Raw genomic sequence first — 22,814 nt, forward strand, 5'->3', positions numbered from 1 at the left:
GTTCGCCCAGCCAGTCGGTCAACCCCAGGGCGTAACCCACCGGCAACCCCACGCCCCAGTAGGCGAGCAAGGTCAGCAGCATGGTCACCCGCGTGTCCTGATAGCCGCGCAGCGCACCGGCGGCGGTCACCTGGATCGAATCGGAGAACTGGAACAGCGCCGAGAACACGATCAGCATCGATGCCAGGTGGATCACCACCGGGTCGGGGGTGTAGATCGCCGCAATCTGTTCGCGAAACACCAGCATCAGGCTGCAGGACAGGCAGGCATAGGCCAGCGCCGTACCCATGCCGACGCCTGCGGCAAAGCGTGCTTCACGCGGTTCGCCACGGCCCAGGGCTTGTCCGACGCGCACGGTGACGGCCATGCTCAGGGAGTAGGGAATCATGAACACCAGGGAGCTGACATTCAGCGCGATCTGATGGCCGGATACCACCGTGGCGCCCAGGTTGCCCAGCAGCAGGGCGATGACCGCGAAGATGCTCGATTCGGCAAAGATCGCCACGCCAATCGGCAGGCCGATCCCCAGTACGCGTTTGATCACCGCCCATTGTGGCCAGTCGAAGCGCTTGAACAATTCGCTGCTCTGATACGCCGCGCCCCAGCGCGTCCACCCGGCCAGACCGAGCATCATTACCCACATTGCAATCGCCGTGGCCCAGCCGCATCCCACGCCGCCCATGGCCGGCAGGCCGAGATGGCCGTAGATGAAGATGTAGTTCAGCGGAATATTCAGCGCCAGGCCAATCAGGCCCATGACCATGCTCGGCCGCGTACGGCCCAGGCCGTCACTGAAGCAGCGAAACACGTAATACAGTGCAATGGCCGGCATCCCGGCCGCGATGCCATGCAGATAGCCCATGGACGGCTCGATCAGGTCGGGCTCGACCTTCATCGCATGCAGTATCGGCTCGGCGCACAGCAACAACAGGCCGCCGCACAGGCCGACCACCACGGCCAGCCACAATGACTGACGCACCAACGGCCCGATTTCGGTGAACGTGCCGGCACCGTAGCGCTGCGCGACTTTCGGCGTGGTGGCCAGCAGGGTGCCAGTCATCAGCAGGTACACCGGGATCCAGATCGAGTTACCCAGGCCCACCGCCGCCAGGTCCTTGGGGCTGACCCGCCCGGCCATCACGGCGTCGACAAAGCTCATCGCGGTGGTTGCCAGTTGGCCGATCATGATCGGCAGGGCCAGTGTCAGCAGGCCGCGCACTTCCCGACGGATGCGGGCGGGGCGGGTGAGGGTAGCGGTAGCGGTGTTCACGTACAGGTGTCCAATCAAAAAGGGCAGTCGCAAGGACGGCGGATTCTACGCCTTGACGCAACGGTCAGGAAAAAACCTATGTTGCTGATTTGTAATGCGACTACACAGGCACCCCATAACCCATGTGTCACTTCAATCCCATGCCTGTACACTGCTGATCCGCCAAAGGAGCCCGCCATGCTGATTGTTGCCGACGAAAATATTCCGCTGCTCGATGCATTTTTCCAGGGATTTGGCGAGATTCGCCGCGTACCCGGTCGTTCGATTGACCGCGCCACGGTGGAGCAGGCCGATGTGCTGCTGGTGCGTTCGGTGACCAACGTCAACCGCGCCCTGCTTGAGGGCTCGAAGGTGGGTTTTGTCGGCACCTGCACCATCGGCACCGATCATCTGGACCTCGATTATTTCCGCCAGGCCGGTATCCAGTGGTCCAGCGCACCCGGCTGCAATGCCCGGGGCGTGGTGGATTATGTGCTGGGAAGCTTGCAGACCCTGGCCGAAATCGAAGGGGCCGACCTCACCCGGCGTACTTATGGCATCGTGGGCGCCGGTGAGGTTGGCGGGCGGCTGGTCCAGGTGCTCAAGGGCCTGGGTTGGAACGTGCTGGTCTGCGACCCGCCACGACAGATCGCCGAAGACGGCGACTACGTGAGCCTGCAACAGATCATCGAGCAATGCGACGTGATCAGCCTGCACACGCCGCTGATCAAGTCCGGCAATGGCGCCACCTGGCATCTGTTTGATCGCCAGCGCCTGGAACAACTCAAGCCCGGTACCTGGCTGATCAACGCCAGTCGAGGCGCGGTGGTGGATAACGCCGCCCTGCGCGACGTATTACTTGAGCGCGAAGATCTGCAAGCGGTGCTGGATGTGTGGGAGGGCGAGCCGCAGGTGGATGCCGACCTGGCTGACCTGTGCGTACTGGCCACCCCGCATATCGCCGGCTACAGCCTCGACGGCAAGCAGCGCGGCACGGCGCAGGTCTATCAGGCGTTCTGTGCCCACCAGGGCCTGGAGCCGAGCATCCACTTGAGCGACCTGCTGCCGCAACCGTGGCTGGCCGAGGTGCACCTGAACGCGTCGACCGACCCGGCCTGGGCGTTGGCGACCTTGTGTCGCAGCGTGTACGACCCGCGCCGCGATGATGCGGATTTGCGTCGCAGCCTTGTGGGAACGGTGGACGAGCAGCGCAAGGCCTTTGACTTATTGCGCAAGCACTACCCGGAGCGCCGCGAGATTGATGGCCTCAAGGTGCGCATTAACGGCGAGTCGGCCGTGTTGTCCAACGTCGTGACCGCACTGGGCGCGGTCTGCGTTTAGACAGCCGATAAAAAACCCGGCCAACTGGGCCGGGTTTGAAAGAGCATCGGCGTTTCAGCCTTGCTGCGCAGGCTTGACCAGGCGCTGTTCCAGTTCGCTGCACGCTTGCTGGATCATTTCTTCGGTAATCTGCACTTCGCGGCCCTTGGCATCGATGTAAGAGCAAGGCAGCGCCTGCGGTTGGCGGATCACTTCAATCTTGGCATTGCTGCTGTTTTGCAAGGTCATGGCCTGTCTCCTCATCAGGTTGTGTACCTACTTTAATTCCCCCGCGTGACCGAGCTGTTACAACTCCATACACGTTCACCGGTTCGGACACCCAGTCCACCAGAAACCGGCACATATTTCCAGATCAGTCTTAGACCGATAGCCTCTAGCGGCCTCTATCGGCGGGCATAATTAACCTGACTCATTGTTATTTGCGCAAGTTCCCCCAATGTTGAGGGTTAGACTCCGTCAGTGGTGAAGCCCGTATGTTCTCAACCCGTCAACGCCGCGCGATTCGCCTGGCCAGCCGCTTTATCGCGCCCTACCGCTGGCAGGCGCTGGGCGCCCTGTTGGCGCTGATCGTCACCGCCGGTATTACCTTGTCCATGGGGCAAGGCATTCGCCTGCTGGTCGACCAGGGTTTCATGACCCAGTCACCGCACCTGCTCAACCAGTCCATCGGCCTGTTCATGCTGCTGGTGCTGGGCCTGGCGGTGGGCACATTCACGCGCTTCTACCTGGTGTCGTGGATCGGTGAGCGCGTAGTGGCGGACATTCGCCGGCAAGTGTTCAACCACCTGATCTACCTGCATCCCGGTTTCTACGAGAACAACCGCAGCTCGGAAATCCAGTCACGCCTGACCACCGACACCACCTTGCTGCAATCGGTGATCGGCTCATCACTGTCGTTGTTCCTGCGCAATGCCTTGATGGTCATTGGCGGTATCGTGCTGCTGTTCATCACCAACCCCAAGCTCACCAGCATTGTGGTGGTGGCGTTGCCGCTGGTGCTGGCGCCGATCCTGATCTTCGGCCGGCGTGTGCGCAGCCTGTCACGGCAGAGCCAGGACCGCATCGCTGATGTCGGCAGCTACGTGGCCGAGACCTTGGGCCAGATCAAGACCGTGCAGGCCTATAACCATCAGGCGCAGGACGAACAGCGTTTTGCCCTGACCGTGGAAGAGGCGTTTGCCACCGCGCGCAAACGCATCCTGCAGCGGTCCTGGCTGATTACCCTGGTGATCATGCTGGTGCTCGGCGCCGTGGGCGTGATGTTGTGGGTGGGCGGCATGGACGTGATCAGCGGGCGCATTTCCGGCGGTGAGCTGGCGGCGTTCGTGTTCTACAGCCTGATTGTCGGCAGCGCCGTCGGCACCTTGAGCGAAGTGCTTGGCGAATTGCAGCGGGCCGCCGGTGCGGCAGAGCGGATTGGCGAGCTGTTGCAGTCGAGCAACGACATCCAGGCGCCGGCCAGCGGCAGCGTACGCTTGCCGGAGCGTGTCAGCGGGCGCATGACGCTTGAGGACCTGCGCTTTTCCTACCCGTCGCGGCCAGACAGCTACGCCATCGATGGCCTGAACCTGACGATCAACCCCGGTGAAACCCTCGCGCTGGTGGGCCCTTCCGGCGCAGGCAAATCGACGCTCTTTGACCTGCTGCTGCGCTTCTACGACCCCCAGCAAGGCCGCATCCTGCTCGAAGGCAGGCCGCTGACCGAACTCGACCCGCTGGACCTGCGCCGCCACTTTGCCCTGGTCTCCCAGAGCCCGGCGCTGTTTTTTGGCAGCATCGAAGACAACATCCGCTACGGTAACCCCACCGCCACCCGCGAACAGGTCGAGGCCGCTGCGCGTATCGCCCATGCCCATGACTTCATCCTGCAAATGCCCGACGGCTACCAGACCCACCTGGGCGACGGTGGCCTGGGCCTCTCCGGTGGTCAGCGGCAACGCCTGGCCATCGCCCGTGCCTTGCTGGTGGATGCCCCCATCCTGCTGCTCGACGAAGCCACCAGCGCCCTTGATGCCCAGAGCGAACACCTGATCCAGCAAGCCCTGCCGCAATTGATGCAGGGCCGTACCACCCTGGTGATCGCGCATCGCCTGGCCACGGTGAAAAACGCCGACCGGATAGCGGTGATGGACCAGGGCAAGCTGGTGGCCGTGGGCACGCATCAGCAGTTGATTGCGAGCAATCCGCTGTATGCGCGGTTGGCGGCGTTGCAGTTCAGTGATGGCGGGCAGGAGGAATGAAGCTGCAGTGTGCTTGCGCCTTAGGGCATCATAGGGCCTTTCGATAAATGATCTGGATGAGGATATGAGCCGTTATCAACCTCCGTTGACGCTGACGACAAAGATGCTGGCGCTGGTAGCCGATATCAGTGAGCAGATCGGTCAGCTCTCGGCGGGCAACGATAGCCGCCAGACGCCTCAGCTGAGGCGCGGTAATCGGATTCGCACCATTCAGGCTTCGCTCGCGATCGAGAACAATACGCTCAGCGTCGAGCAAGTCACCGCTGTCTTGGAGGGTAAGCGAGTACTGGGCCTGCCACGGGAAATCCAGGAAGTGCGCAACGCCTTTGCAGCCTATGAGGCGATGCCGCACTGGACGCCGAGTAATCGTGCTGACCTGCTCAAAGCCCACGAACTGCTGATGTTCGGATTGATAGACGATGCCGGACGGTTTCGTCACTCGGGGGTTGGCATTTATCGCGGCGAGCAATTGGTTCATATGGCGCCGCCTGCGAGTCGCGTTGCGCATCTGATCGATGATTTGCTGCAATGGCAGTCAGCTTCAGATTGGCACCCCTTGATCGCCAGTTGTGTATTCCATTACGAGTTCGAATTCATCCATCCCTTTGCAGACGGCAATGGACGAATGGGGCGGCTCTGGCAGACGTTGATACTCAGCCAATGGCGCCCGGCGCTGGCTTATCTGCCAGTGGAGGCGGTTATTCGGGATCAGCAGGATGCCTACTATGCTGCGCTGTCGGCGGCGGATCAGCAGGCAGAAGCGACGCCCTTTGTTGAATTCATGTTGCAAGCCCTGAGCCTGGCGCTGGCTGAGGCGGTGTAAAGCCGACTCTAAAAAAATGCCCGCATCTCTCAATACGGGCATTCCTCTTGAAGCTTCAAACTTGCCGCTTGAAGCTGCCCCTCTTACTGGTCATCAAAATACCGCTCATGCCAATCCACCAACGGCTGCGGCGAATTGAGCTTCTGCCCGTAGATCACCGAATAAGACAGCACGTTCTGCACATACTGGCGGGTTTCGTCGAACGGGATGCTTTCCACCCACACGTCGAAACTCAGGTGATCGGCACCGCGCAGCCATTGACGCACGCGGCCGGGGCCGGCGTTGTAGGCGGCGGAAGCGAGCACACGGTTGCCATTGAACTGGCTGTGCACCTGGCTCAGGTAGGCGGCGCCGAGTTGGATGTTTTTGTCCGGGTCCAGTACCTGGGCCGGGGAAGCCAGGGGAATGCTGAACTTGCGCGCGGTTTCCTTGGCGGTGCCGGGCATCAGTTGCATCAGGCCGCTGGCGCCGACGCCGGAACGGGCATCGTCCATGAAGGCGCTTTCCTGGCGGGTAATTGCGAACACCCAGCTCGAATGCAGGCCGCGCACCTTGGCTTCGCGCACCAGGGTGTCGCGGTGGGCCATCGGGAAGCGGATGTCCAGGTCGTCCCAATATTGCGCCTGGCTGATCGTGCGGATCGCCGGGAAGTACCACTTCATGTCGTAGGCCAGCTTCGCCTGCGCGACCATTTCATCACGGTTGAAGTGACGGCTGACGTGGTACCACTCGCGGCGGCCATCGACGATCTGGCCGCGGGCATAGAACTCCAGGGCACGGCGCACGCCTGGGGTATTGCGCACTTTATTGACCAGCGCCTGGCTCATCACCAGCGGCTTGTTGTTCAACTGGTAAGGGGTCTTGGAGCGGTCGGCGGCGAGGAAACCGTAGAAGTCGCGTTCCTTGGCCACGTTTTTATACAGCACCAGCGCCTGCGGGTTTTTCGGTTCGGCCAGCTCCAGGCTGCGCGCCTGCCAGTAGCGCCAGCGGTTGGTGGTGGCCAGGTCCTGGGGCAGCTTGCGGGTGAGTTGGTAGGCATCTTCCCAGCGTGCCAGGCGCAGCAGCAGGCGCAGGCGCCATTCCGAAACGGTGTTGTCGCGCAACTCCGGGTCGTATTGGGTCATAACGTCCAACGCACGAGGGTCGTAGCGACGGGCGAGCGTCAGGCCGATTTCCCGGGCAATCGAGACTTTTTCGTCACGGGAGAAGTGCATGCTGCTGGCGTAGCCGTCCAGCAGGGCCATGGCCTTGTCCGGGTCCTGGCGAGCCAGGCGGCGCAGGCCCAGGCCCACGGCGTCGGACATGGCCTCGGTGGCCGGCAGGAAGCGCGACGGGTCGCTGAGCATGTCGGGTTTTTGCGCCACGTCGATCATCAGGCGGCCCTGGGCGCCGAGCGTCGGCAGGGTTTTCACCAGGCTGTTGGCCAGTGCGTAGTTGCGTGCTTCGGCGGCAAGCTTGGTGCGGTCCCAGATTTTCTGCTCGGTCAACTGACCGTCAGAGGCCCACTGGCCAAAGGTCACATCGCAGGCGGCCGGCTGGGATTTGCCGGTCATCCACAGCTTCTCGGCGGTCTTGTAGCCTTCGGCCTTGAGGTTGTGGGTCAGTTGGTACTGGCCGTGCAGGCAGTCCAGCTCGACGAAATTGAGCTTGGTATCGTAGTACTTTTCAAAGGTCTGCCAGTCACCCCGGTCGGCCAGCCAGCGCAACCAGCGCAGCTTCATCCAGTTGGCCTGGGGCAGGTCGCCGTTTTTGGCGAGAAACTGTTCGATTTCCTGGTTGCTCGCGGTTTTAAGGCGTGCGGTCAGTTCGTCATACGCCAGGTACGGCGTCAGCGGGTAGTCGGCCAGGGCCTGGCTGTATTGCATGTAGGGGCCGCTGTCGCCCTTGGCGAGGGCGCGCTTGGCTTCATCGTAATATTGACGTTGGGTGGTGAGGTCCACGGCCTGGGCAGATTGAACGGCGGTGGTGGAAAGAAGCAGACAGGATAAAAAGTTGAAAAGGCGACTGCGCATGAGACGTCCGTGCAGAGAAATCACGACTAGCACCGGCATCGCCGACACTGATTGCCCCTAGCTTAGCCTTTTGCCAGCGACCGGCGAAAGCTTTGCCGGCCGGTTGGTTCAAGTTCGCGGCAAATGTCCTGCAGAACGTGTCGGCAGCGAAAATGCAGGCCGCATCCCACCCTCAACTCAGGTAGAATGCGCGCCCAGTTTTTGGAGAAGCGTATGACCCTGCTCAAATTCAGCGATGTGTCCCTTGCTTTCGGCGCTATGCCGTTGTTGGACAAGGTGTCCTGGCAGATCGCCCGTGGTGAGCGGGTGTGCATCATCGGCCGCAACGGCACCGGCAAGTCGAGCATGATGAAGCTGGTAAAAGGCGACCAGAAGCCCGATGAGGGCTCTGTCTGGCGCGCTCCGGGCCTCAAGATTGGCGAATTGCCGCAGGAATTGCCGGTAGCCGACGAGCGGACAGTGTTCGACGTGGTCGCCGAAGGCCTGGACGGCGTTGGCGAATTGCTTGCGCAATACCATCACCTGGCGCAGAACTGCGTCACCGAAGCCGACCTGGACAAGCTGATGCACGTCCAGCAAGACCTCGAAGCCCGCGATGGCTGGCGCTTGCAGCAACTGGTCGACAGCACCCTGAGCCGCCTGCAACTGCCGGCCGACAAGACCCTCGCCCAGTTGTCCGGCGGCTGGCGTCGTCGCGTGCTGCTGGCCCAGGCCCTGGTGTCCGAACCGGACCTGCTGCTGCTCGACGAGCCGACCAACCACCTGGATATCGGCGCCATCGCCTGGCTGGAAGAAGCCCTCAAGGATTTCCAGGGCGCCGTGCTGTTCATCACGCACGACCGTTCCTTCCTGCAAAACCTGGCCACCCGCATCCTCGAACTGGACCGTGGCGGCCTGATCGACTGGAACGGCGACTACGCCAGCTTCCTGGTGCACAAGGAAGCCGCACTCTCGGCTGAAGAGACCGCCAACGCGCTGTTCGACAAGAAACTGGCCCAGGAAGAAGTCTGGATCCGCCAGGGCATCAAGGCGCGTCGCACCCGTAACGAAGGCCGCGTGCGTGCGTTGAAAGCACTGCGTGTGGAGCGCAGCGAACGTCGCGAGCGCACCGGCAAGGCCAATATCCAGCTCGACACGGCCGACAAGTCGGGCAAGCAGGTCATGGTGCTGGAGAACGTCAGCTTCCATCACCCGGAAGGTCCGTTCCTGATCAAGGACTTCTCCATGGTCCTGGCGCGCGGCGACCGTATCGGTCTGCTGGGCGCCAACGGCACCGGCAAGACCACCTTGCTCAAGCTGATGCTCGGCGGTCTGCAGCCGACCAGCGGCACGGTGGAAGAGGGCACGCGTATCGACGTCGCCTACTTCGATCAGTTGCGCCACCAGTTGGACCTGGAGAAAACCGTCATCGACAACGTCGCCGAAGGTCGCGACTTTATCGACATCGACGGCCAGAGCCGCCACGTCCTCAGCTACCTGGGCGACTTCCTGTTCAGCCCGCAACGTGCGCGTACCCCGGTGAAAGCCTTGTCCGGTGGCGAACGCGCGCGCCTGCTGCTGGCCAAGCTGTTCAGCAAGCCGGCGAACCTGCTGGTACTCGACGAACCGACCAACGACCTCGACGTGGAAACCCTCGAGTTGCTCGAAGAAGTGCTGTTGACCTTCAACGGCACCGTGCTGATGGTCAGTCACGACCGGGCATTCCTCGACAACGTGGTCACCAGCACCCTGGTCTTCGAAGGCGAGGGCAAGGTGCGCGAGTACGTCGGTGGTTATCAGGACTGGCTGCGCCAGGGCGGTTCGCCGCGCCTTTTGGGCGTGACCGAAAGCAAGTCCGGCAAGGCCGACCTGACCTCTGCGGTCGTCGCGCCCGTGGCCGCCGCCGCTCCGGCACAGGAAGCTGCGCCTTCGGCCAAGAAAAAGCTCAGCTACAAGCTGCAGCGCGAGCTGGAAGCCTTGCCGGGTGATATCGACGCCAAGGAACAGCAGATTGCCGCAGTAGAGGCAGAGATGGCTGACGCCGGTTTCTACCAGCGCCCGGCGGCGGAAACCGCCAAAGTCATCGCCACCCTGGAGACGTTGAACCAGGAGTTGGAAGCGCTGGTTGAGCGTTGGGCCGAGTTGGATGCCTGAGTAATTTCAACGTATTAAAAAACCCGGTGCTCACTTGATGAGCACCGGGTTTTTTATATGAAATGCGATCCAAATGTGGGAGGGGGCTTGCCCCCGATAGCGGTGTATCAGTCACCAGATATATCAACTGACAGAATGCTATCGGGGGCAAGCCCCCTCCCACATTTGATCTTCAACGGTCTTACTTGCTGGTGTCTTTAACCAACTTGACGGCCAGCACATCACACGGCGCGCCATGCAGCACATCATTGGCAGTAGAGCCCAGCAGCAGCGCCAGGCCATGGCGACCATGGCTACCCACCACGATCAAGTCGCAAGCCTTTTCCTTGGCCAAGTGATGGATTTCCTGGCGCGGTTGGCCGTATGTCAGGTGGCAGTCTTCCTTTTTCAGGTGCGGGTATTTGAGAATCAAACGATCCAGGCGCTCCTTGGCCTGGTCAAATTGTTGTTGCTGCAACTGGGAAAGGTCCATCGGCACGTCACCGCCAAAGGCCATGGCCATGGGCTCGACGATATGCACCAACGACAGTATGGCGCCATTGGCCAATGCAGATTCCTGCGCACGCTTGATCACTGGATCGCACTCTTCGGTCAGGTCGACGGCGACCAGAATATGTGTGTAGGGCATGGGGCGTTCCTCCAGGGGGACTGCAATAAGTTCAGTATGGCTGCTTTCCAAGCGGATGCGGTTGCGTCAGGTCAAATCCGCTCATCTAGAAATTCGGGAGTACACATATGACGGTCTGGATAGTGGTGTCAATCCTTGTCGTGGTGCTGAGCCCTTTGGCATGGCTGCGTCCCTCGCGCCATCAGAGCGGGCGCATGGCGCTGCGCATGGAGGCGCGCCGCATCGGGCTGGCCATGCAACTGGCGCCCCAGGCGTGGCCGCACTGGCTCAAGCAAGAGCCGCCGAGCCCCTGCGCGCAGTACTGCCGGCCACGACGCGGCAGCTCGCCGGCCATCTGGAGTTACTGGCAGTGGGAGCCGGGGGTATGGGTCAACCAATGGCGCGAGGTGTGCGTGGACGAGAAGTTGTTGCCGTATTTTTCAACGCTGCCGGCCAACGTCTACAAGGTCGAGGCGGACAAGCAGATGATCGCCTTGTACTGGGGCGAGAAGGGCGATGCGAGTGTGTTGAAGGATATTGATGCGCTGCTCAAAGCCCTGGCCTGACATAACCCACTCATTGTAGGAGCGAGCTTGCTCGCGAAAAACCCGAGAGCGACGCGTTAAACCTGAGTCCGCTGCGTTATGGTTGGCGATTTTCGTGAGCAAGCTCGCTCCTACAGAAAACCGGAAGGCCGGGCAATAAAAAGCCCGACTCATCATCGGGCTGGAGTTGGCCAGGCAGGCCGGTAAATCCTCAAGTTGCGGTTAGCCTAGCCGTCTATCCCTTTCTGTACAGGCTTTTCCCCTACCTTTCCTATTATTGATCCTGTGAATAGTTAAATATTGACGGGTTGCTATCCTGCGCTTCGGGTTCTGAACTGACTGGAAAGTCGCGTTTTTCCTAGTCTTTGGAGCGATTGACAATTGCCCGGAATTGGATGAAGGTGGCGTACCCAAATCAAACGGGCGTATGAATTGAGCGTTTGTCCTACAGACAGCTCTGACATAACCCCGACTATCGCACTGGCGGGTGTGCCTGGCGGATTGGCGTGAGCATTGATGCAGGTGTCAATGTCCAACCAGAGGCCAGCGTCCGGTGTGTACTGTTCAGCTTCCATATCGTGGAGATCAGTTGATGATTTACGAAGGTAAAGCCATCACGGTTAAGGCTCTTGAAAGTGGCATCGTCGAATTGAAATTCGACCTCAAGGGTGAGTCCGTCAACAAGTTCAACCGTCTAACCCTGAACGAATTGCGTCAGGCCGTAGACACCATCAAAGCAGATGCTTCGGTCAAGGGCGTGATCGTCTCCAGCGGCAAGGACGTGTTTATCGTCGGCGCTGACATCACCGAATTCGTCGACAACTTCAAGCTGCCCGATGCCGAGCTGGTGGCTGGCAACCTTGAAGCCAACAAGATTTTCAGCGATTTCGAAGACCTCAACGTACCCACCGTGGCTGCGATCAACGGTATCGCCTTGGGCGGCGGCCTGGAAATGTGCCTGGCGGCGGACTTCCGCGTCATGTCGGCCACTGCCAAAATCGGCCTGCCTGAAGTCAAGTTGGGTATCTACCCGGGCTTTGGCGGTACCGTGCGCCTGCCGCGCATCATCGGTGCCGACAACGCCATCGAATGGATTGCCGCCGGCAAGGAAAACCGTGCTGAAGACGCGCTGAAAGTCGGTGCTGTCGATGCTGTGGTTGCCCCGGACAAACTGGCCGAAGCTGCGCTGAACCTGATCAAGGGCGCCATCAGCGGCGAATTTGACTACAAGGCCAAGCGTCAGCCGAAGCTGGAAAAACTCAAGCTCAACGCCATCGAACAAATGATGTCGTTCGAAACCGCCAAGGGTTTCGTGGCTGGCCAGGCCGGCCCGAACTACCCGGCGCCGGTTGAAGCGATCAAGACCATCCAGAAAGCCGCGAACTTCGGTCGCGACAAGGCGCTGGAAATCGAAGCTGCCGGTTTCGTCAAACTCGCCAAGACCTCTGCTGCGCAGAGCTTGATCGGCCTGTTCCTGAACGATCAGGAACTGAAGAAAAAGGCCAAGGCCTACGACGAAATCGCCCGCGACGTGAAACAGGCCGCCGTACTCGGCGCCGGTATCATGGGCGGCGGTATCGCTTACCAGTCGGCGTCCAAAGGCACGCCGATCCTGATGAAAGACATCAACGAGCACGGTATCGAGCAGGGCCTGGCGGAAGCCGCCAAGCTCCTGGTAGGCCGCGTTGATAAAGGTCGCATGACCGCTGCGAAAATGGCTGAAGTGCTTAACGGCATTCGTCCTACGCTGTCCTACGGCGATTTCGGCCACGTCGACCTGGTGGTCGAAGCGGTTGTCGAGAATCCGAAGGTCAAGCAGGCGGTATTGGCTGAAGTCGAGGCCCAGGTCAAAGACGACACCATCCTGGCCTCCAACACCTCGACCATTTCCATCTCGCTGCTGGCTCAGGCCCTCAAGCGTCCGGAAAATTTCGTCGGCATGCACTTCTTCAACCCGGTGCACATGATGCCGCTGGTGGAAGTGATCCGTGGCGAGAAGTCCAGTGAACAGGCGGTGGCCACCACCGTTGCCTACGCCAAGAAAATGGGCAAGAACCCGATCGTGGTCAACGACTGCCCGGGCTTTTTGGTCAACCGCGTGCTGTTCCCGTACTTCGGCGGTTTCGCCAAGCTGGTCAGCGCCGGTGTGGACTTCGTGCGCATCGACAAGGTCATGGAGAAATTCGGCTGGCCCATGGGCCCGGCGTACCTGATGGACGTGGTCGGCATCGACACCGGCCACCATGGTCGCGACGTCATGGCTGAAGGTTTCCCGGACCGCATGAAAGACGACCGTCGTTCGGCGATCGACGCGCTGTACGAGGCCAAGCGCCTGGGTCAGAAGAACGGCAAGGGTTTCTACGCCTACGAGGCCGACAAGAAGGGCAAGCAGAAGAAAGTGGCCGACCCGTCGGTGCACGAAGTGCTGGCCCCGGTCATCTACGAACAGCGTGAGGTGTCGGACGAAGACATCATCAACTGGATGATGATCGCCCTGTGCCTGGAAACCGTACGTTGCCTGGAAGACGGCATCGTCGAGACCGCCGCCGAGGCCGATATGGGCCTGGTGTACGGTATTGGTTTCCCTCCATTCCGTGGTGGTGCGCTGCGTTACATCGACTCGATCGGTGTGGCCGAGTTCGTTGCCCTGGCTGACAAATACGCTGATTTGGGCCCGCTGTACCACCCGACCGCGAAGCTGCGTGAGATGGCCAAGAACGGCCAGAGCTTCTTCGGTTAAGCGCCCAATCGACTAGAGCGAGAATATTTATGAGCTTGAATCCAAGAGACGTCGTGATTGTCGACTTCGGTCGCACGCCGATGGGCCGCTCCAAGGGCGGCATGCACCGCAACACCCGCGCCGAAGACATGTCGGCGCACCTGATCAGCAAGCTGCTGGAACGCAACGTCAAGGTTGACCCGAACGAGGTCGAAGACGTGATCTGGGGCTGCGTCAACCAGACCCTGGAGCAGGGCTGGAACATCGCGCGCATGGCGTCGTTGATGACCCAGATCCCGCACACCGCGGCCGGCCAGACCGTGAGCCGCCTGTGCGGTTCGTCGATGAGCGCGCTGCACACCGCTGCGCAAGCGATCATGACCGGCAACGGCGATGTGTTCGTGGTCGGCGGCGTGGAGCACATGGGCCACGTCAGCATGATGCACGGCGTCGACCCTAACCCGCACATGTCGCTGTACGCGGCAAAAGCCTCGGGCATGATGGGCCTTACCGCGGAAATGCTCGGCAAAATGCACGGCATCACCCGTGAAGCCCAGGACGCGTTCGGCCTGCGTTCCCACCAACTCGCCCACAAGGCGACCGTGGAAGGCAAGTTCAAGGATGAAATCATCCCGATGAACGGCTATGACGAGAACGGTTTCCTGAAACTGTTCGACTACGACGAGACCATCCGTCCGGACACCACCCTGGAAAGCCTGGCGGCGCTCAAGCCGGCTTTCAACCCCAAGGGCGGCACCGTGACAGCCGGTACGTCGTCGCAGATCACCGATGGCGCTTCGTGCATGATCGTGATGTCGGCGCAGCGTGCCCAGGACCTGGGCATCCAGCCGCTGGCGGTGATTCGCTCGATGGCCGTAGCGGGTGTGGACCCGGCGATCATGGGCTATGGTCCAGTACCGGCCACGCAAAAAGCCTTGAAGCGCGCAGGCCTGACCATCTCCGATATCGACTTCTTCGAGCTCAACGAAGCCTTCGCTGCACAGGCCCTGCCAGTGCTGAAAGATCTGAAAGTACTCGACAAGATGAATGAGAAGGTTAACCTGCACGGCGGCGCGATTGCCCTGGGCCACCCATTCGGTTGCTCCGGTGCCCGCATCTCCGGCACATTGCTTAACGTGATGAAGCAAAATGGCGGCAACCTTGGGGTTGCAACCATGTGCATTGGTCTCGGCCAAGGCATTTCCACCGTCTTCGAACGCGTTTAATCGTTCGCTTGACGGAAGCCGGGGCCCAGTGCCCCGGTTTTTGTTTTTTGGAATTTTTAATATTTTTTTTCAACAAATTTTGTACGAGGGCCAGAGCATGAAAGTCGAACCAGGGCTCTACCAACATTACAAGGGGCCGCAGTACCGCGTTTTCAGCGTGGCACGGCACTCCGAAACCGAAGAAGAAGTGGTGTTTTACCAAGCACTGTATGGCGAATACGGCTTTTGGGTGCGTCCCTTGAGTATGTTCCTGGAGACCGTCGAAGTTGACGGCGAGCAGGTCCCGCGCTTTGCTTTGGTCCAGGCCGAACCCAGTCTTTTTTCAGGGCAATAACGGCAGGTCGCGCAGAATGCTGCGCTTGACCTCATCTTGTTGCCACTATATATAGCGTTGCCGCGACAGGCGCCAACTGCCTTTCACTTCTCGAATTCAGGAATTTTCCGATCCATGGGCAAATCGCTGGTCATTGTGGAATCCCCGGCTAAGGCCAAGACCATCAACAAGTACTTGGGCAACGAGTACGTGGTGAAGTCGAGTATCGGCCATATCCGAGACCTGCCCACCAGCGGTTCGGCTAGCGCCAGCAAGGAGCCTGCCGCCAAGCGCGGCAAGGCGGCTGCGGGCGAAGGTCCGGTGCTCACCCCTAAAGAGAAAGCGCGCAAGCAGCTGGTCTCACGCATGGGTGTTGACCCGGACCATGGCTGGAAGGCCAAGTACGAAATCCTTCCGGGCAAGGAAAAGGTCATCGAAGAGCTGCGCCGGCTCGCCAAGGATGCCGACACCATCTATCTCGCAACGGACTTGGACCGCGAAGGGGAGGCTATTGCCTGGCACCTGCGGGAAGCCATTGGCGGCGACGACAGCCGCTACAAGCGCGTGGTGTTCAACGAAATCACCAAGAAAGCCATCCAGGAAGCCTTCTCCAAGCCGGGCGAGCTGGACATTGACCGTGTCAACGCCCAACAGGCCCGGCGTTTCCTCGACCGCGTGGTGGGCTACATGGTTTCGCCGCTGCTGTGGGCGAAAATCGCCCGTGGCCTGTCGGCCGGCCGTGTGCAGTCGGTTGCGGTCAAGCTGGTGGTGGAGCGTGAGCGCGAAATTCGTGCGTTCAACCCCGAAGAATACTGGGAAGTCCACGCTGACCTCGGCACCGCCAAGGGCAACAACGTGCGCTTTGAAGTGGCCCGCGAGAACGGCGAGGCGTTCAAGCCGCTGAACGAAGCCCAGGCCATGGCTGCACTGGAGAAGCTCAAGGCCTCAAGCTACAGCATCGTCAAGCGTGAAGACAAACCGACCAGCAGCAAGCCGTCGGCACCGTTCATCACCTCCACTCTGCAACAGGCCGCGAGCAACCGCCTGGGCTTTGGTGTGAAGAAGACCATGATGATGGCCCAGCGTCTGTACGAAGCGGGCTACATCACGTACATGCGTACCGACTCGACCAACCTGTCGCAAGACGCGGTGGCGATGGCGCGTACTTATATCGAAAGCGAATTCGGCAAGAAGTACCTGCCGGAAAAGCCCAACGCCTACAGCAGCAAGGAAGGCGCACAGGAGGCTCACGAAGCGATTCGCCCCTCCGACGCCAACACCGAGCCGAGCAAGCTCAGCGGCATGGAGCGCGACGCTGAACGCCTCTACGAGCTGATCTGGCGCCAGTTCCTGGCCTGCCAGATGCTGCCGGCGCAATACTTGTCCACCACGGTCAGCGTGGGGGCGGGCGACTTTGAGCTGCGTGCCAAGGGCCGCATCCTCAAGTTCGACGGTTATACCCGCGTAATGCCGCAAATCGCCAAGCCAGGCGACGACGATGTACTGCCGGATATGGCGCAGGGCGATACGTTGAAGCTGATCAAGCTTGATCCGTCGCAGCACTTCACCAAGCCGCCGGCGCGCTATTCGGAAGCCAGCCTGGTCAAGGAGATGGAGAAACGCGGTATCGGTCGTCCTTCGACCTATGCGGCGATCATCTCCACGATTCAGGACCGTGGCTACGTGGCGCTGCACAACCGCCGCTTCTATTCGGAAAAGATGGGCGATATCGTCACCGAGCGTCTGTCCGAGAGCTTCTCCAACCTGATGGACTACGGCTTCACCGCCGGCATGGAAGAGAACCTCGACGACGTGGCCCAGGGCGAACGCGACTGGAAAAACGTGCTGGACGAGTTCTACGGCGACTTCAAGAAGAAACTCGAGGTGGCCGAGAGCCCCGACAGTGGCATGCGCGCCAACCAGCCGGTCATGACCGACATTCCTTGCCTCACCTGCGGTCGGCCGATGCAGATCCGTACGGCATCCACCGGCGTGTTCCTGGGGTGCTCGGGCTACAGCCTGCCGCCGAAAGAGCGCTGCAAGGCTACCGTCAACCTGGTGCCGGGCGATGAAATCGCCGCGGACGACGAGGGCGAATCCGAGTCGCTGGTACTGCGTGGCAAGCACCGTTGCCCGATCTGCAGCACGGCGATGGATGCCTATCTGCTGGATGAAAAGCACAAGCTGCACATCTGCGGTAACAACCCGGATTGCAACGGCTACGAGATCGAAGAGGGCACCTACCGCATCAAGGGCTACGAAGGTCCGAGCCTGGAGTGCGACAAGTGCGGCAGCGAGATGCAGCTCAAGACCGGGCGTTTCGGCAAGTTCTTCGGTTGCACCAACCCGACCTGCAAGAACACCCGCAAACTGCTGAAAAGCGGTGATGCGGCGCCGCCGAAGATGGACCCGGTGAAGATGCCCGAGCTCAAGTGCGAGAAGGTCAACGACACCTATATCCTGCGCGACGGTGCTTCGGGCCTGTTCCTGGCCGCCAGCCAGTTCCCGAAAAACCGCGAGACCCGTGCACCGCTGGTGCTGGAGATCGTGCCGCACAAGGACGAGATCGATCCCAAGTACCACTTCCTGTGTGAAGCGCCGAAGAAGGACCCGGATGGTCGCCCAGCCGTGATCCGCTATAGCCGCAAGACCAAGGAGCAGTACGTGCAGACCGAAGTCGACGGCAAGCCTACCGGATGGAAAGCGTTCTACGACGGTGGCAAGTGGAAGGTCGAGGACAAGCGCCAGGGCGCTTGATTGAGTGATCCTGGAAATACAAAGGCCGCCTTTATAGGCGGCCTTTTCTTGGTGTGTAGGAGCGAGCTTGCTCGCGAAGGTCGTTAACGATGACGCGAGAAATCTGATACACAGTGGTTCTCTAAAGTTTTTCGCGAGCAAGCTCGCTCCTACAAGCCAGCATCAGGCCTAATTCGTTGTGGAGATTGCCGTCATGGCCAACGAACTCTATACCCGTACCAATCAGAAAATTTACTTTGCGGGTTTGTCCCTGGAAGCCCTTGGCCGTGCCGAGGTGGGGAAGGAGATGAATGCCATTGCGCTGGTCCAGGCGGGGCGTGAAGCCGCTTTGTTTCACCTGTACGGCGCCTTGCTGGGTCTATGCCATGAAATCGCCGGGTTCTACCGTCTGCCCCAGGCAGGTTCGCCCCGTGCTGAAATGATCATGACCCGCGAAGTGTTGGAAACCATGGCTATTCCGGAATTGGCCGAGCTGGTGGAAATGGCCCAGAGTCCGGACAGTTGGCTGGCACGCCTGCTCAAGGCACATGCCGACATGTTCCAGCCGCCCCGCGTCCCCCATGTACCCAAGGGCGATGTGACGCAGCCATTGATCGTGGCGGTTGCATTGGAGGCAGATGAACCCAAGCCCTTGAGCCGCGAAGAGCTGGAAAGCTGGCGCCAGGAGCTTAAAAAGCTGGCATTGCGCTTTCGCGAAGGCCTGGCCGAGTGCTGAGCGGGCAAGCCTGCACGCCACAACACTGATATAATCCCGCGCTTTCGTGGAGAACAGACTTTTATGCCAACGTCCTTTCTGGAAATTGTTGAACTGCCTGACGGCCGAATCGAGCTGCGCCGGGCTGAGGACGAAGGTTCTCTGGTTACCCTGGACTTCTCCGAAGACGCAAAAGCGTTCCTGCAAGGCCAGCATGTGGAAGTGGCTAAAGCCATGTTGAGCGTTGGGGTGCAGATGGCCGGTCGCCTGGCTGAAGGCGAGCCGGAAAAGGACGATGGTCCAAGGGTTCTTCACTGAGCCCGTTGTAACCCGCTCATCCCTTATCCCAGTCGAATATTCAAACTCTGCGCATCACCTGTGTGTGCGGCACCGATCAACTGCTGCTTGGCCGTTGCGTTCAACGGGTTCAACCAGCTCACCACGGTATGGCTACGGCCCAGGCGCAAGGCTTCACACGTCAATTGTTGAGCGCTTTGTGCGCCCCGTGGCTGCAGCAACAGAATCCTTTCGCGGTTGAGGCCGGCATCCCGTAGCCAGGCCTGGGTCAGGCTGGCGGGCGGTGCGATCAGGGTCAACCAGCGCGCGTCCTGCTCTTCACTGAGTTCGCGAAGGATTGGCGCCAGCAAGCTCAAGCAGCTCCCGGCAGCACCACGCAACGACAATTCACTGAATACCTCGGGTTCGCAGCTCCAGGGCGCTTCGACCGTTTCCTTGAGGATGGGCGCAAGCGGTTGAGCCATGAAGGCCTCGAACAGCGACAGTTGTGTGTGTTGTGGGGTGTGCACGAGCTGCATGATGTCTCCTTTAGCGGCGAATGACGCCGACACTCAAGCCTTCGATCACCAGGTCCTGGTCTTTGAGGTTCACTTCAATGGGCGCGAACTCCGGGTTCTCGGCCATAAGCCAGACCTTGCTGCCTTCACGCTTGAAGCGTTTGACGGTGACTTCATCGCCGATCCGGGCCACGACGATCTGGCCATTGCGGGCCTCACGGGTGGTGTGAACGGCCAGCAGGTCGCCGTCGAAAATACCCACGTCCTTCATGCTCATGCCATGCACACGTAGCAGGTAGTCGGCGCGAGGATGGAAGAAGGTCGGGTTGATGTTGCAGGATTCCTCGACGTGCTGTTGCGCCAGGATCGGCGCACCGGCGGCCACCCGACCAATGATCGGCAGTGTCGATTCGTCGGCCTTGGCTTCGAAGCCCGGGATGCGAATACCGCGTGAAGCCCCCGGGGTCATCTCGATCGCGCCTTTGCGAGCGAGGGCCTTGAGGTGTTCTTCAGCGGCGTTGGGAGACTTGAAACCCAGTTCCAGCGCAATTTCGGCGCGTGTCGGTGGATAACCGTTGTCATCAAGGCAGCGCTTGATAAAAGCCAGAATCTCAGCTTGGCGTGGCGTCAGTTTTAGCATGTTGATCGCTCTGTCTTTTTATACAGTGACTGGGATTATATACAGTGAATCGCGCTTGGCAATCATCCTTTTTTGCGGCTCCGCTGGACGGTCATTCATCAGCTGCGCCGGGAGGCGAAGACAGCGCTGCCTACAGGCGGTGGAGGATGTGATTAAATAGCGACGAAACAGGTGACTGCCCGGCCGGAAAATGGGCGCGCAGGCTTGACAAGACATACCCTGAAACGTATGTTTCAAACAAGTGTTTGTCAGGCGGAGTAGCCATGGCCCAGTCGGAAACCGTTGAACGCATTCTCGATGCTGCCGAGCAGTTGTTCGCGGAAAAAGGATTTGCTGAAACTTCATTGCGGCTGATCACCAGCAAGGCTGGGGTCAACCTCGCCGCCGTGAATTATCATTTCGGCTCAAAAAAGGCCCTGATCCAGGCGGTGTTCTCGCGCTTTCTGGGGCCGTTCTGCGCCAGTCTCGACCGTGAGCTCGAACGTCGCCAGGCCAAAGCCGACAACAAGCCCAGCCTGGAAGAACTGCTGGAAATCCTCGTTGAGCAAGCGCTGGTGGTTCAGCCACGCAGCGGCAACGACCTGTCGATCTTCATGCGTCTGCTGGGCCTGGCGTTCAGCCAGAGCCAGGGCCACTTGCGACGTTACCTGGAAGACATGTACGGCAAGGTGTTCCGTCGCTATATGTTGCTGGTCAACGAAGCGGCCCCGCGCATCCCGCCCATCGAACTGTTCTGGCGCGTGCACTTCATGCTCGGCGCCGCCGCCTTCAGCATGTCCGGGATCAAGGCATTGCGCGCGATTGCCGAGACCGATTTCGGCGTCAATACCTCCATCGAGCAGGTGATGCGCCTGATGGTGCCATTCCTCGCCGCAGGCATGCGCGCCGAAACCGGCGTGACCGATCAGGCCATGGCCGTGGCCCAATTGCGCCCGCGCAGCAAATCCACGCCGGCCCTCGCCAAGGTTTGACCGCTGCGGGTGTGCGTGGCCGCTTGCATCCGCTAAGCTAGCCGCCATGCCGATTTCAGCTCTTTACGCGCAACCCGTTGTGCTTACCGTATCTGGTAGGAATGACGGGTTGTGCGCGTTATTTAAGGAAGGTTTATGACTGCTGCCCTGCAAGGTTCTTTGATGGTCGACGTTGCCGGTACCTGGCTGACGGCCGAGGATCGCCATCTGTTGCGCCAACCTGAAGTGGGCGGCTTGATCATTTTTGCGCGCAACATCGAGCACCCGCGCCAGGTCCGCGAGTTGAGTGCGGCGATCCGTGCGGTGCGCCCGGACCTGCTGCTGGCGGTCGACCAGGAAGGCGGACGCGTGCAGCGCCTGCGCCAGGGCTTCGTGCGCCTGCCGGCCATGCGCGCGCTGGCGGATAACCCCAACGCCGAGCACCTGGCCGAACAGTGTGGCTGGGTCATGGCCACCGAAGTACTGGCCGTGGGCCTCGACCTGAGTTTCGCCCCCGTGCTGGACCTCGATTACCAGCGCAGCGCCGTGGTCGGCACCCGCTCGTTCGAAGGCGATCCCGAGCGCGCCGCCGTGCTCGCCGGTGCCTTTATCCGTGGCATGAACAGCGCCGGCATGGCGGCCACCGGCAAGCACTTTCCCGGTCATGGCTGGGCCGAGGCCGATTCCCACGTCGCGATTCCCAATGACGAGCGCAGCCTGGAACAGATTCGCGCCAATGACCTGGTACCGTTCGCGCGCCTGAGCAAGCAATTGGCCGCCGTGATGCCGGCGCATGTGATCTACCCGCAGGTGGACAGCCAGCCGGCCGGTTTCTCACGCCGCTGGTTGCAGGACATCCTGCGCGGCGAGTTGCAGTTCGACGGGGTGATCTTCAGTGATGACCTGTCCATGGCGGGCGCCCATGTGGTGGGCGATGCGGCGAGTCGAATCGAGGCGGCACTGACGGCGGGTTGCGACATGGGGCTGGTGTGCAATGACCGTGCGGCTGCCGAACTGGCGCTGAGCGCGGCGCAGCGGATGAAGGTCACGCCGTCGGCGCGGATTGCGCGTATGCGGGGTCAGGCGGTTGCATCGACAGACTACAAGCAGGACCCGCGTTGGTTGACAGCGCTTACCGCGTTGCGGGATGCGCAGTTGATCGACTGAAGACGGCGTCGCGCCTATCGGGGGCAAGTCCCCTCCCACACATTGAATTGTGAGGTGGTCAACTTTTTCCGGACACCTCAATCGGTGTTTTCAGGCTGTTTGCCGCTCGTACTGATTGGGCGGCAAATAGTCTAACGATGAATGCATTCGTCGTTCATTGTAGAACCGCACAATGTAATCCGTGACGTCCCTGATTGCTTCATCATGATTGGCATAGTCCTTCCTCCAAACACGCTCCATCTTCAGGTTCAAGAAGAAACGTTCCATGACTGCGTTGTCCCAGCAGTTGCCCTTGCGGCTCATGCTGCAGCGCAAGCCATGTCGTGTCAGCATGGCTTGGTAAGTAGCGCCTGCATACTGGCTGCCCCGATCTGAGTGCGCGATCAGACCCGGTTTAGGCTGTCTCTGTGTGATGGCTAGTTGCATAGCACTGCACACCAACTCTGCGCGCATATGCGGAGCCATGGACCAGCCTACGATCTTGCGTGAATACAAATCCATGACAGCCGCCAAGTACAGCCAGCCGCTTCGAGTGCGAATATAAGTGATGTCAGCAACCCATGATTGGTTGATCTGCTCGGGGTTAAACTGGCGGTTGAGCAGG

The 22,814-nt window shown here is 60.4% G+C and carries 19 protein-coding genes and 1 pseudogene; 13 read left to right on the forward strand and 7 right to left on the reverse strand.

Features of this window, described 5'->3' with window-relative positions:
• A partial coding sequence (locus BFP90_RS03135; RefSeq protein WP_065895931.1) for an MATE family efflux transporter occupies positions 1–1,270 on the reverse strand: 1,270 nt, incomplete at its 3' end.
• 177 nt (positions 1,271–1,447) lie between these two features.
• Between BFP90_RS03135 and pdxB the strand changes: the two genes are divergently transcribed.
• The gene (gene pdxB / locus BFP90_RS03140; protein WP_065895932.1) at positions 1,448–2,590 is read left to right on the forward strand and encodes a 4-phosphoerythronate dehydrogenase PdxB; all 1,143 of its coding nucleotides are present in this window, start codon (positions 1,448–1,450) and stop codon (positions 2,588–2,590) included.
• Between the two features lie 54 nt (positions 2,591–2,644).
• Here the strand turns inward: pdxB and BFP90_RS28725 are convergent, their stop codons facing one another.
• Positions 2,645–2,818 carry a PA1571 family protein gene (locus tag BFP90_RS28725; protein ID WP_163001695.1) on the reverse strand — a complete coding sequence of 58 codons (174 nt, stop codon included), beginning with the start codon at positions 2,816–2,818 and terminating at the stop codon, positions 2,645–2,647.
• A gap of 245 nt (positions 2,819–3,063) precedes the next feature.
• Between BFP90_RS28725 and BFP90_RS03145 the strand changes: the two genes are divergently transcribed.
• Both BFP90_RS03145 and BFP90_RS03150 read left to right on the forward strand, forming a co-directional pair.
• Complete coding sequence (locus BFP90_RS03145; RefSeq protein ID WP_065895933.1) at positions 3,064–4,830, forward strand: ABC transporter transmembrane domain-containing protein; 1,767 nt, start codon at positions 3,064–3,066, stop codon at positions 4,828–4,830.
• Positions 4,831–4,894: 64 nt separating this feature from the next.
• Positions 4,895–5,650: pseudogene (locus BFP90_RS03150) on the forward strand (Fic family protein); the annotation flags it as partial.
• An 86-nt stretch (positions 5,651–5,736) separates the two neighbouring features.
• Here BFP90_RS03150 and BFP90_RS03155 read toward each other — a convergent pair.
• Positions 5,737–7,665 carry a transglycosylase SLT domain-containing protein gene (locus BFP90_RS03155; protein WP_065895934.1) on the reverse strand — a complete coding sequence of 643 codons (1,929 nt, stop codon included), beginning with the start codon at positions 7,663–7,665 and terminating at the stop codon, positions 5,737–5,739.
• 213 nt (positions 7,666–7,878) lie between these two features.
• On the opposite strand from BFP90_RS03155, the gene BFP90_RS03160 reads away from it, so the two are divergent.
• Entirely contained in the window at positions 7,879–9,798 is a 1,920-nt protein-coding gene (locus tag BFP90_RS03160) for an ATP-binding cassette domain-containing protein (protein WP_065886332.1), read from the forward strand.
• Between the two features lie 181 nt (positions 9,799–9,979).
• On the opposite strand, the gene BFP90_RS03165 is transcribed toward BFP90_RS03160, so the two are convergent.
• Positions 9,980–10,426, reverse strand: coding sequence for a universal stress protein (locus BFP90_RS03165; protein ID WP_065893527.1), 447 nt, complete (start codon positions 10,424–10,426; stop codon positions 9,980–9,982).
• A 107-nt stretch (positions 10,427–10,533) separates the two neighbouring features.
• Between BFP90_RS03165 and BFP90_RS03170 the strand changes: the two genes are divergently transcribed.
• The 7 genes from BFP90_RS03170 (at position 10,534) to BFP90_RS03200 (ending at position 18,977) form a co-directional block, all read left to right on the forward strand.
• Positions 10,534–10,971 (forward strand): hypothetical protein, encoded by a 438-nt coding sequence (locus BFP90_RS03170; RefSeq protein WP_065893528.1) that lies wholly within the window; start codon positions 10,534–10,536, stop codon positions 10,969–10,971.
• 571 nt (positions 10,972–11,542) lie between these two features.
• Positions 11,543–13,690: a fatty acid oxidation complex subunit alpha FadB gene (gene fadB, locus BFP90_RS03175; protein WP_065893529.1), complete on the forward strand. Its 2,148-nt coding sequence runs from the start codon at positions 11,543–11,545 to the stop codon at positions 13,688–13,690.
• 29 nt (positions 13,691–13,719) lie between these two features.
• Positions 13,720–14,895 (forward strand): acetyl-CoA C-acyltransferase FadA, encoded by a 1,176-nt coding sequence (fadA, locus tag BFP90_RS03180; RefSeq protein WP_024074080.1) that lies wholly within the window; start codon positions 13,720–13,722, stop codon positions 14,893–14,895.
• Between the two features lie 97 nt (positions 14,896–14,992).
• Positions 14,993–15,229: a DUF1653 domain-containing protein gene (locus BFP90_RS03185; RefSeq protein WP_065886336.1), complete on the forward strand. Its 237-nt coding sequence runs from the start codon at positions 14,993–14,995 to the stop codon at positions 15,227–15,229.
• A gap of 114 nt (positions 15,230–15,343) precedes the next feature.
• The gene (gene topA, locus BFP90_RS03190; RefSeq protein WP_065895935.1) at positions 15,344–17,965 is read left to right on the forward strand and encodes a type I DNA topoisomerase; all 2,622 of its coding nucleotides are present in this window, start codon (positions 15,344–15,346) and stop codon (positions 17,963–17,965) included.
• A gap of 193 nt (positions 17,966–18,158) precedes the next feature.
• Positions 18,159–18,680, forward strand: coding sequence for a DUF6586 family protein (locus tag BFP90_RS03195; protein ID WP_065893531.1), 522 nt, complete (start codon positions 18,159–18,161; stop codon positions 18,678–18,680).
• Positions 18,681–18,743: 63 nt separating this feature from the next.
• Entirely contained in the window at positions 18,744–18,977 is a 234-nt protein-coding gene (locus tag BFP90_RS03200; protein ID WP_026136850.1) for a hypothetical protein, read from the forward strand.
• A 23-nt stretch (positions 18,978–19,000) separates the two neighbouring features.
• Here BFP90_RS03200 and sulA read toward each other — a convergent pair whose 3' ends face one another.
• Positions 19,001–19,474 (reverse strand): SOS-induced cell division inhibitor SulA, encoded by a 474-nt coding sequence (gene sulA / locus BFP90_RS03205; protein WP_065895936.1) that lies wholly within the window; start codon positions 19,472–19,474, stop codon positions 19,001–19,003.
• Positions 19,475–19,484: 10 nt separating this feature from the next.
• Entirely contained in the window at positions 19,485–20,093 is a 609-nt protein-coding gene (gene lexA / locus BFP90_RS03210) for a transcriptional repressor LexA (protein ID WP_017137423.1), read from the reverse strand.
• A 263-nt stretch (positions 20,094–20,356) separates the two neighbouring features.
• Between lexA and BFP90_RS03215 the strand changes: the two genes are divergently transcribed.
• On the forward strand, positions 20,357–21,064 hold the full coding sequence (locus BFP90_RS03215; RefSeq protein ID WP_065886340.1) for a TetR/AcrR family transcriptional regulator: 708 nt from the start codon (positions 20,357–20,359) through the stop codon (positions 21,062–21,064).
• 135 nt (positions 21,065–21,199) lie between these two features.
• Positions 21,200–22,210 carry a beta-N-acetylhexosaminidase gene (gene nagZ / locus BFP90_RS03220; RefSeq protein WP_065895937.1) on the forward strand — a complete coding sequence of 337 codons (1,011 nt, stop codon included), beginning with the start codon at positions 21,200–21,202 and terminating at the stop codon, positions 22,208–22,210.
• 90 nt (positions 22,211–22,300) lie between these two features.
• Here nagZ and BFP90_RS03225 read toward each other — a convergent pair.
• On the reverse strand, positions 22,301–22,814 hold a 514-nt coding region (locus BFP90_RS03225), incomplete at its 5' end, for an IS3 family transposase (RefSeq protein WP_065895938.1).

This window comes from Pseudomonas sp. 24 E 13, assembly GCF_900004715.1.
GTDB classification, from domain to species: Bacteria; Pseudomonadota; Gammaproteobacteria; order Pseudomonadales; family Pseudomonadaceae; genus Aquipseudomonas; species Aquipseudomonas orientalis_A.

Coding starts and splice junctions, on each gene's coding strand:
- lexA (WP_017137423.1), bottom strand. CDS start 20,093: ATGCTAAAACTGACGCCACGCCAAGCTGAGATTCTGGCTTTTATCAAG.
- BFP90_RS03215 (WP_065886340.1), top strand. CDS start 20,357: ATGGCCCAGTCGGAAACCGTTGAACGCATTCTCGATGCTGCCGAGCAG.
- BFP90_RS03145 (WP_065895933.1), top strand. CDS start 3,064: ATGTTCTCAACCCGTCAACGCCGCGCGATTCGCCTGGCCAGCCGCTTT.
- BFP90_RS28725 (WP_163001695.1), bottom strand. CDS start 2,818: ATGACCTTGCAAAACAGCAGCAATGCCAAGATTGAAGTGATCCGCCAA.
- BFP90_RS03200 (WP_026136850.1), top strand. CDS start 18,744: ATGCCAACGTCCTTTCTGGAAATTGTTGAACTGCCTGACGGCCGAATC.
- fadB (WP_065893529.1), top strand. CDS start 11,543: ATGATTTACGAAGGTAAAGCCATCACGGTTAAGGCTCTTGAAAGTGGC.
- pdxB (WP_065895932.1), top strand. CDS start 1,448: ATGCTGATTGTTGCCGACGAAAATATTCCGCTGCTCGATGCATTTTTC.
- BFP90_RS03185 (WP_065886336.1), top strand. CDS start 14,993: ATGAAAGTCGAACCAGGGCTCTACCAACATTACAAGGGGCCGCAGTAC.
- BFP90_RS03170 (WP_065893528.1), top strand. CDS start 10,534: ATGACGGTCTGGATAGTGGTGTCAATCCTTGTCGTGGTGCTGAGCCCT.
- BFP90_RS03155 (WP_065895934.1), bottom strand. CDS start 7,665: ATGCGCAGTCGCCTTTTCAACTTTTTATCCTGTCTGCTTCTTTCCACC.
- topA (WP_065895935.1), top strand. CDS start 15,344: ATGGGCAAATCGCTGGTCATTGTGGAATCCCCGGCTAAGGCCAAGACC.
- nagZ (WP_065895937.1), top strand. CDS start 21,200: ATGACTGCTGCCCTGCAAGGTTCTTTGATGGTCGACGTTGCCGGTACC.
- BFP90_RS03165 (WP_065893527.1), bottom strand. CDS start 10,426: ATGCCCTACACACATATTCTGGTCGCCGTCGACCTGACCGAAGAGTGC.
- BFP90_RS03160 (WP_065886332.1), top strand. CDS start 7,879: ATGACCCTGCTCAAATTCAGCGATGTGTCCCTTGCTTTCGGCGCTATG.
- sulA (WP_065895936.1), bottom strand. CDS start 19,474: ATGCAGCTCGTGCACACCCCACAACACACACAACTGTCGCTGTTCGAG.
- BFP90_RS03195 (WP_065893531.1), top strand. CDS start 18,159: ATGGCCAACGAACTCTATACCCGTACCAATCAGAAAATTTACTTTGCG.
- fadA (WP_024074080.1), top strand. CDS start 13,720: ATGAGCTTGAATCCAAGAGACGTCGTGATTGTCGACTTCGGTCGCACG.